This window comes from Thermogemmatispora sp., from assembly GCF_042408735.1.
GTDB lineage: Bacteria > Chloroflexota > Ktedonobacteria > Ktedonobacterales > Ktedonobacteraceae > Thermogemmatispora.
In genome coordinates this window covers 1-6992 of the sequence record NZ_JBHOQV010000003.1, presented here as the reverse complement: position 1 = coordinate 6992, position 6992 = coordinate 1, and the positions used below count along the sequence as shown (strand labels likewise).

Below are 6992 nucleotides of genomic sequence, written 5' to 3'. Positions count from 1 at the left end.
CCGACTGATGCTGGTGAACCAGTCCAGCAGGCGACGAGTGGCCGGTCCGGCAGGCTGGATGACATCGCTGAGTTCCAACAATTCGATCCAGCCGCCCGGGCGCGTCACCCGGACCAGCTCCTGGATGACGGTGGGCCAGGCGCGGGCGGGGATGGCCGCCACGAGGAGGCGCTGATGAGTGTAGCAGAACTGGCCAGAGGGAAACGGGAGGCCCTCCAGGACGTTGGCCTGCACAAAGACGCAAGTGGGCGGGACCGGCTGCGGCAGGGACTGCAAGGAGACGTCGACGCCGACGATGAGGGCGTGGGGGAAGCGGGCCTGCATCTCGAAAGCCCAGATGCCGGTGCCGGTGCCCACGTCCAGGATGGTGCGGGTCTGCTCGGGCAGCAGCGGAGCCAGGTAATGGTTGCTCAGGGTGCGATAGAGTGCGTGATGCTGGTAATTGAGCCGCTGATCCTCGAGGGGATCTTTGGGCAAGAGATAGGGCACGTCCGGCAGATAGTGACGCTGCGTCAGGGGAGCGGGTCCCGCCTCCCCTGAGGCGCTCAAGGGGGTCGCGCTTGCCGCCGCAGGGGTGGAGGCCCCACTGGCCTGGGCCTGGGCGCGGCGGCGCGAGAACAGTCGAGGGAACAAGGCCATGTTAGCACTCCTCTCTAGGGCTTCCGCTCGGTTGGGATAACGGATGAGTAGATGAATCGTCATCCGTGCTATCGATCGTCGCAGGATGCACCACCTGACCTCCTTCCTGCCGAGGAAGCGCCTCGGCCTGGGGCTGCAGCAGACGAGAGCGTGGGCAGGGGCATCTCTGCTGCACGGGCAAAGGGAGACTGCTCTGTGCCCACGGTTGCAGCAATGTTGCCATGACCTCTTCGCTCCTTTTTCAAGAGCTTCTCAGCTGATCGGCACACCTGACGACGAAGTGATCAAGGCGATCCAGTGGGTGCTCCAGCATCGCCAGTCAAAGCATCTCTTCTGTGGCAAAAGGAGCAAGCGCTGCTCTCCACCACCAGGTCTCTTCCTGCTCGCCGGTTGTCTGCTTGCAGTAGCGCCATTTTCCAACCGGTGCTTTTTCATGTCCCCTCCCTTCATTGAGTCCCTCTCGCCTCGGCTGGTAGCGCCGCCGTCTCCTCAGCCGCCCGAGCAAGGCTGGCGCCACCAGCAGGAGCAGCCACTGCTCGGCTGGCAGCCGCTCATCAGGCACGGCATGCTTCCTCCAGCGCCGCAGAGGCTGAGCCGCGAGTCCCAGCAGCCCGGGACTGGAGCTGTCCCGCGCCTGCTGAGAGCGCCGCTCCAGCAGCGGGCGCGTCTGCCAAAGCTTGCCCAGGGCGACGATGAGACGACAGACCGGCGAGGTGTCAACCATGAAGATGGGACCCGATATGCTCACGCTCCTTTCTCTTCTCCTCTCCATTCCAGGGCTTCCATGAGGGTGGCTGCTCCGAGCCGCGGAGGCGCTCGCGTGCGTGGCCTGGGCGGCCGGTGGTCTCCTGCCCCGGCTTGGCATCGTCCACTCCAACTGCTGACTGCTGCCCCGGCATCGACTGATTCTTCACAAAGATGTCCAGAGGACTCAGCCGCTCCAGCAGATGACCAGGTCGCTGCAGCTTCTCCTTCGGTCTGATGGCGCTTCCTTGTTGAAGATCTTTTCCCTTCGCTCATTCCAGAAAGGTAGCAGGTTCTTTTCGACACTCACAGGCAGATATCCTTGCTAGGAACCTGATCTTTCTCAGAGGCGTCTTGGATAACGCCCTTGGTATCCTAGACGGAAGCTCCCGTATTTCATGAGAGCGAGGCATTGAACACGTTCTCGGCTCTAGAGCGGAGCCATCTCAGTGCTGCCTACCTTCCCTCAAGAGGCAGTGCAGCCCCTCTAGTCTCTGGTCCTGCTCGTCGGCTCATTGCCTGATGAGACAGTCCAACAGGAGGTGTCATCTGACACCTCAAAGCGATCCTGTTCTATGATAGAATGGAAGGACTATTGGCCGTCCCGCCAACAACCATATCGTGTTCTTACGCGCTTGTCTAGCAACCTCTATGGAGGTGTCAGAGAGAGCAACCGTGGCTGAGCACACCCCCTTCTATGTGGGTGGGGCCTTCCCGGGAGGGATCAAGCGATGCGTCACCTTGGAGAGATCATTCGCGAATATCGTCAACGCGCTGGCCTGACTCAGGCTCAGCTTGCTGCCCGCTGGCCCAAGAGCGAGCGCTTTGGGGGTGGGGAAGGTGTCAGTTGGAAATACATTCAAGACATCGAACATGGTCGCAAGCGAATTGAAGATCCGGAGACGCTCCGGAAGGTCTGTCGCCTCCTCGATATTCCCCTGTGGCGTGTGGGCCTGAGCGACGTTGATCCGTTCAATGGGACTCTGCTCAGCTCCTTGCCTTTCCGTCAGTGCATGGAACTGATGGAGCTCACTCTGCGCGAAATCTGGCTCTTGCGCAAAGCTGCACTCCTGGAGGAAGCGCGGCGGACGCTGACCTGCCTGCAACAGGTGCTTGCCTCTTTCGAGAAGGAGATCCCTCCCTTAGGAGACGAAAGGCGTTTCTTACGCTTGCTATCGGATTATTTTTGTGCTCAGGGAGTCCTCGCTATTGACGCCAGGCACTATGAGCAGGCACGGCTGCACTATCAGCGCATGTATCAGCTCGCTTCGCAGCTCAATGAGCCCGCACTCCTGGCTCATGCGCTCATGAATCTGGGAGTGGAGTTCGATCGACAAGGCGATACGCAGCGAAGTCTTGCCTTTCTGGAGCAGGCTCGTGATCGCTCTTTTGAGGCGCCGAAAGCCTGGGGAGTACTCGTTCACTCCTATCTGAGCCGTGCCTATGCCCGAGCGGGGGATGCCCGTCGGTTCCAGCAGGCCAACGATACGGCCTTACGTTTGAGTTCCTCGCTGGCGACTGACTTCCTGGAGGATGCTGACCACGTCTACTACACCGTGGGCCAGATTCTAGCTGAACGCAGTGCGGGCTATCTCCTCATCGGCCAGCCTCGGCAGACGCTGGCTCTCCGTCAGGAGATCAGCAGCGTCCTCCAGCGTGAGCGGTCGGTGCGCGTAGCCTTCTGGATGCCACTGGATTGGGCGCGTGCCTACTTGCTTCTAGGAGAAGTGGAGGCCTGTGTGAGTGAGCTGCGCGTCTTCACCCATCAGGCGGCGACGATGGGCGCGCATGCTCTCGGGCAGGCTCACGAAGTGCTGGAAATGCTGATAGAGAACTATAGAGATGTTCAAGTGGTCAGAGATCTGCAGGAGGAACTAAAGGATCAAGGGATTGACACACGTGATATCTCCCATGCGCGCCAGCGCGGCGGCCCTGGGTCCTGAGGCCCCCACCTGCGGCGAACGGCTCGCTGCTGACGCATCGCTTCGCTGCCTCCTGTGCTGTCGTCGGATGCGGTCTGGTGGAGCGGGCTGACCCGGCTGTTCCCGGCCCTGGCGCCACCCCTGGCAGAGGCAGCACGGGAAGCCGGCTCTGGTCTGGTCTGGTCTGGTCTGGTCTGGCCGTGCCGGAGCGCTTCTGGCTGGCCTCATGGGAAGCGCCAGGAGCAGGAGCCAGGGATCCGGTGGTCTCGCCATAGGGGCTCGCTCTCCTTTATGACTAGCTCTGCACGATCAGGATAACTTCTCTGCTGCCAAAATGACATGTCAGAACAGAGATCGCTTCGTCTGGTATGAGCCTTCAGACCACCCGTCTAGCTATAGACTAGTGCGAAAGGGGAGACTTTGGAACCACAGAGTTGGACATAGCTGGACATTTTGTGATACACAAAAAAAAGTCCATTGTGTCTTCCCAAGCGATCGGTGAAAGGTGGCTCAGGTCATGGAAAATGAACGGTTGCGGAGTGCAATGGCTCGTGCACATCTGGATATTGAAGCGCTTGCCGAGCAAGTGCATGTAGATCCCAAGACAGTAAGACGCTGGCTCCATGGCAGTATTCCTCATCCACGGCACCGTTGGAAAGTGTCCGAATTGCTCCATGTGCCTGAAACATCACTCTGGACACTCAATAAAGATACTACTTCATCATCTAAAGACTGCACATCAGAAATTGTCGCTGCATATGCCCACCGCTCTGACTTTCCCCCTGAAGCTTGGTGGCGCCTCTTCCTCCAGGCAGGACGGCAGATTGATCTCCTGGGAATAGCTCTATTGTTTCTTCCTGAACAGCACCCTCGCCTTATCGAGCTTCTCAAAGAGAAGGCATCTGCTGGATGCCAGGTGAGGATTGCATTAGCAAATCCCGATTCGGAGGCCCTGCGCATGCGAGATGCAGAGGAACACCCTGGGACACTTCCTCCGAGGATTCACACGACTCTGTATCATTTTCGCGATATTTTGCACTATGATGGTATTCAAATACGTTTTCACAGTACTGTCCTCTATATTTCTTATGCCAGATTCGATGATGAAATGGTGGTGATGCCACAGCTTTTTCGCTTACATGGATCGAAGGCTCCTTTGCTCCACCTTCGCTCGGCTGTTCGAGAGGGTATCTTCACCAACTTTGCCGCCCATTTCGAAGCAGTCTGGGAAACAACCGCTTCCCTGGAAGCCGTCATGGGATGTAGCTTAGCGTAGAAGAGGAAAGATGATGCGAGTCGATTATTATGATGATTCTGCTGCTCCCAAAGCAAACACGATTGTCCCTGCTGCGTGGGCAATCATTCCCGACGCAGAGGGACGGATTCTCTTACAACAACGTCAAGAAGATGATTTGTGGTCTTTACCCGGAGGAGCTATGGAGCTGGGGGAAAGCATCACCCAGACGCTGCAGCGAGAGGTGAAGGAAGAAACAGGTCTCGATGTAGTTCCTGAGTACCTCGTAGGAGTCTATTCTGATCCACGGCATGTTATTGCTTTCGACCACGGAGAAGTTCGGCAGCAATTTTCATTATGTTTTGCTTGCAGAATTGTTGGAGGCAGTCTTCAACTCAGTCCCGAGTCGCATGACCTCCGCTTCTTCTCTCCGAGCGAGCTGAGCCATCTCCCTATGCACCGTTCCAGCTTGCTGCGGATCGAGGACTATCAGCGCTACGATGGACGCCCTGTTATCCGCTAAACAGGTGATCTGGATCGATCCCGTGCCGTCGTAACCAGCGCCGGGTTCGAGCAATGGCCAGGGACATGGTGGGAAGAGCCTGCCGAAGCGCCTGCGTGACGACATGGTCCGGGCCGTAGCGTACGGCCACCTCTCTGGCACGCTCTTGGAAGGAGACCGGTGTTCCAAGGGGACTGGTAGTCAGGTCGCAAAAGGTCAAGGCATCTGCCACGATCGATCGCTCCCGAGGAAACCGCAGAAGGAGGTCCTCGAGGCCACGGAGACGCGCTTCAAAGCGTGCTTCCGAATGATGGGCCACCAGGCAGGCAAGCCGTTCATCGCCTTGCTGGCGAAGAAACAGTGCCCCATCCAGGGGATGGAAGCCCGTCTGCCAGAGGGCGGGGGCATAGCCCACGTCATGCAGATAGGCCGCAGCGATCAGATGCCAGGCAGCATCTGCAGAGAAGGCCGGGCTGATGGAGCGAGCAACACGAGCCACTCCCTGAACGTGAAGCCACCGGACTCCCAGAGGCGCAAGCAGCTCTTCGGCCAGGCGGATCAGGGACAGGAGGCGCGCCTGATCGAGGAGAGCAAGAGCATCCCTTCCTGACATCGTGAGCAGTTCAGATCCCTCCTCTTCCTGATGAAACATCTTGAGCCTATCACAGCCCGAAGCAGAGAGCAAGCCTTGCCTCACCAGCTTCTTGACGACGACCAGAGCGGCTGGCAGCCTTCCCCTTGACCTGGTCTGAGCGAGCGCTGGGCACCGAGAGCGACCTGGGAAGGCTCCTTGCAGACTCCTGAGGCCTTCCCAGGTCGCTGTGGCACAAGGGAGGTCATGCTCTCCCGCAGGCGCGTCCAGGGAGTGCCAAGGGTTCCCACGCCACACGCCGGCAGCGAGCGCGGCGGCTCTGGGTCCTGAGGCCCCCACCAGCGGCGAACGGCTCGCTGCTGGCGCATCGCTTCGCTGCCTCCTGTGCTGTCGTCGGATGCGGTCTGTGGAGCGGGCTGACCCGGCTGTTCCCTGGTACCATACCTGGCAGAGGCAGCACGGGAAGCCGGCTCTGGTTTGGCGATGCCGGAGCGCTTCTGGCTGGCTTCATGGGGAGCGCCAGGAGCAGGCCCAGGCCAGGAGCAGGAGCCAGGGATCCGGCTCTGGCGAGCAGGCGCCAAGCCAAGCCAAGCCAAGCCCTATGCCAGGGTCAGCAGAAGCCCCCCAGCCAGCGGGCACGGCTGTCAGGTCTCTGCCTGAGGGAGCAGGGCCGTCTCCTCCGTGCGGCGCTGGTTCCGGCGCGTGCTCTCGCGTGGAGATGGCTGGGCTGCCTGGGGGCAAGCCGCTCGGCAAGCCGCTCCCCCGGGCAGCGCTCTGCGTCCGCGCGGGCTGGTCCTGCCCCAGGCGGGAGCCAGCCCCGGACAGGACCGTTCACAGCAGGACGGGCTGGGCGCGAACCGCCGGGCCGGCAGGAGCCGCTCGCAGCCGCTCAGCTCGCAGCCCCTCTCGCGCTCGCCCGACCCCCACGGCTGCCAAGAGCCGCCGCGGCGGCAGGGACTGGAGGGGGTCAGGCGAGGCAAGCCGAGGCCGCATCCCAGGACTGTTTGAGGGCCAGAGCGCCTGGCTGGTCTCTCGGCCTGACCGGAGAAAGGGGAGCGTCCCGAATACAGTTGAGCAGGGCCTTGCTCGGGGGAGCACGGCTCACTTGGTCCAGGCCAGGAGCGTCATGGCCCTCGCTTCCGGCACGGCGCTTCCGGCAAGGCCCCTCCTGGAGGGAGGGAAGCCGGCCTCGGAGGTGGGGCCTCTCGTCAGGGGGAGTGAGGCCCAGCCGCAAGGGGGATCACTGAGCCAGCCCCTCCCTGGCCGGGCTGGGATGGTGGTTGCTCCGTTCCCGCACTCGTGCTCCAGGCTCCTGCCGTGGTGCCGCCGGCGCTGGGACCTGACCGGCGAAGACAGAGG

At 60.8% G+C, this 6992-nt stretch carries 6 protein-coding genes; 3 read left to right on the top strand and 3 right to left on the bottom strand.

The genetic code is table 11. From position 1 onward, the window contains the following. Together ACFMO7_RS00450 and ACFMO7_RS00445 are read right to left on the bottom strand one after the other, a co-directional pair. A partial coding sequence (locus ACFMO7_RS00450; RefSeq protein WP_376793571.1) for a class I SAM-dependent methyltransferase occupies window positions 1-639 on the bottom strand: 639 nt, incomplete at its 3' end. Between the two features lie 319 nt (window positions 640-958). After that, a complete protein-coding gene (locus ACFMO7_RS00445; protein WP_376793570.1) occupies window positions 959-1387 on the bottom strand; it encodes a hypothetical protein in 429 nt (142 codons plus the stop codon). A gap of 727 nt (window positions 1388-2114) precedes the next feature. On the opposite strand from ACFMO7_RS00445, the gene ACFMO7_RS00440 reads away from it, so the two are divergent. From ACFMO7_RS00440 to ACFMO7_RS00430, 3 genes are all read left to right on the top strand, one after another. Continuing rightward, on the top strand, window positions 2115-3326 hold the full coding sequence (locus ACFMO7_RS00440) for a helix-turn-helix domain-containing protein (RefSeq protein ID WP_376793569.1): 1212 nt from the start codon (window positions 2115-2117) through the stop codon (window positions 3324-3326). Window positions 3327-3822: 496 nt separating this feature from the next. Next, window positions 3823-4581 (top strand): DUF5919 domain-containing protein, encoded by a 759-nt coding sequence (locus tag ACFMO7_RS00435; RefSeq protein ID WP_376793568.1) that lies wholly within the window; start codon window positions 3823-3825, stop codon window positions 4579-4581. 10 nt (window positions 4582-4591) lie between these two features. After that, the gene (locus ACFMO7_RS00430; RefSeq protein ID WP_376793567.1) at window positions 4592-5062 is read left to right on the top strand and encodes an NUDIX domain-containing protein; all 471 of its coding nucleotides are present in this window, start codon (window positions 4592-4594) and stop codon (window positions 5060-5062) included. Here ACFMO7_RS00430 and ACFMO7_RS00425 read toward each other — a convergent pair. After that, window positions 5052-5654, bottom strand: coding sequence for an HD domain-containing protein (locus ACFMO7_RS00425; RefSeq protein ID WP_376793566.1), 603 nt, complete (start codon window positions 5652-5654; stop codon window positions 5052-5054). The two genes, ACFMO7_RS00430 and ACFMO7_RS00425, sit on opposite strands and share 11 nt — an antisense overlap. Window positions 5655-6992 lie beyond the last annotated feature (1338 nt).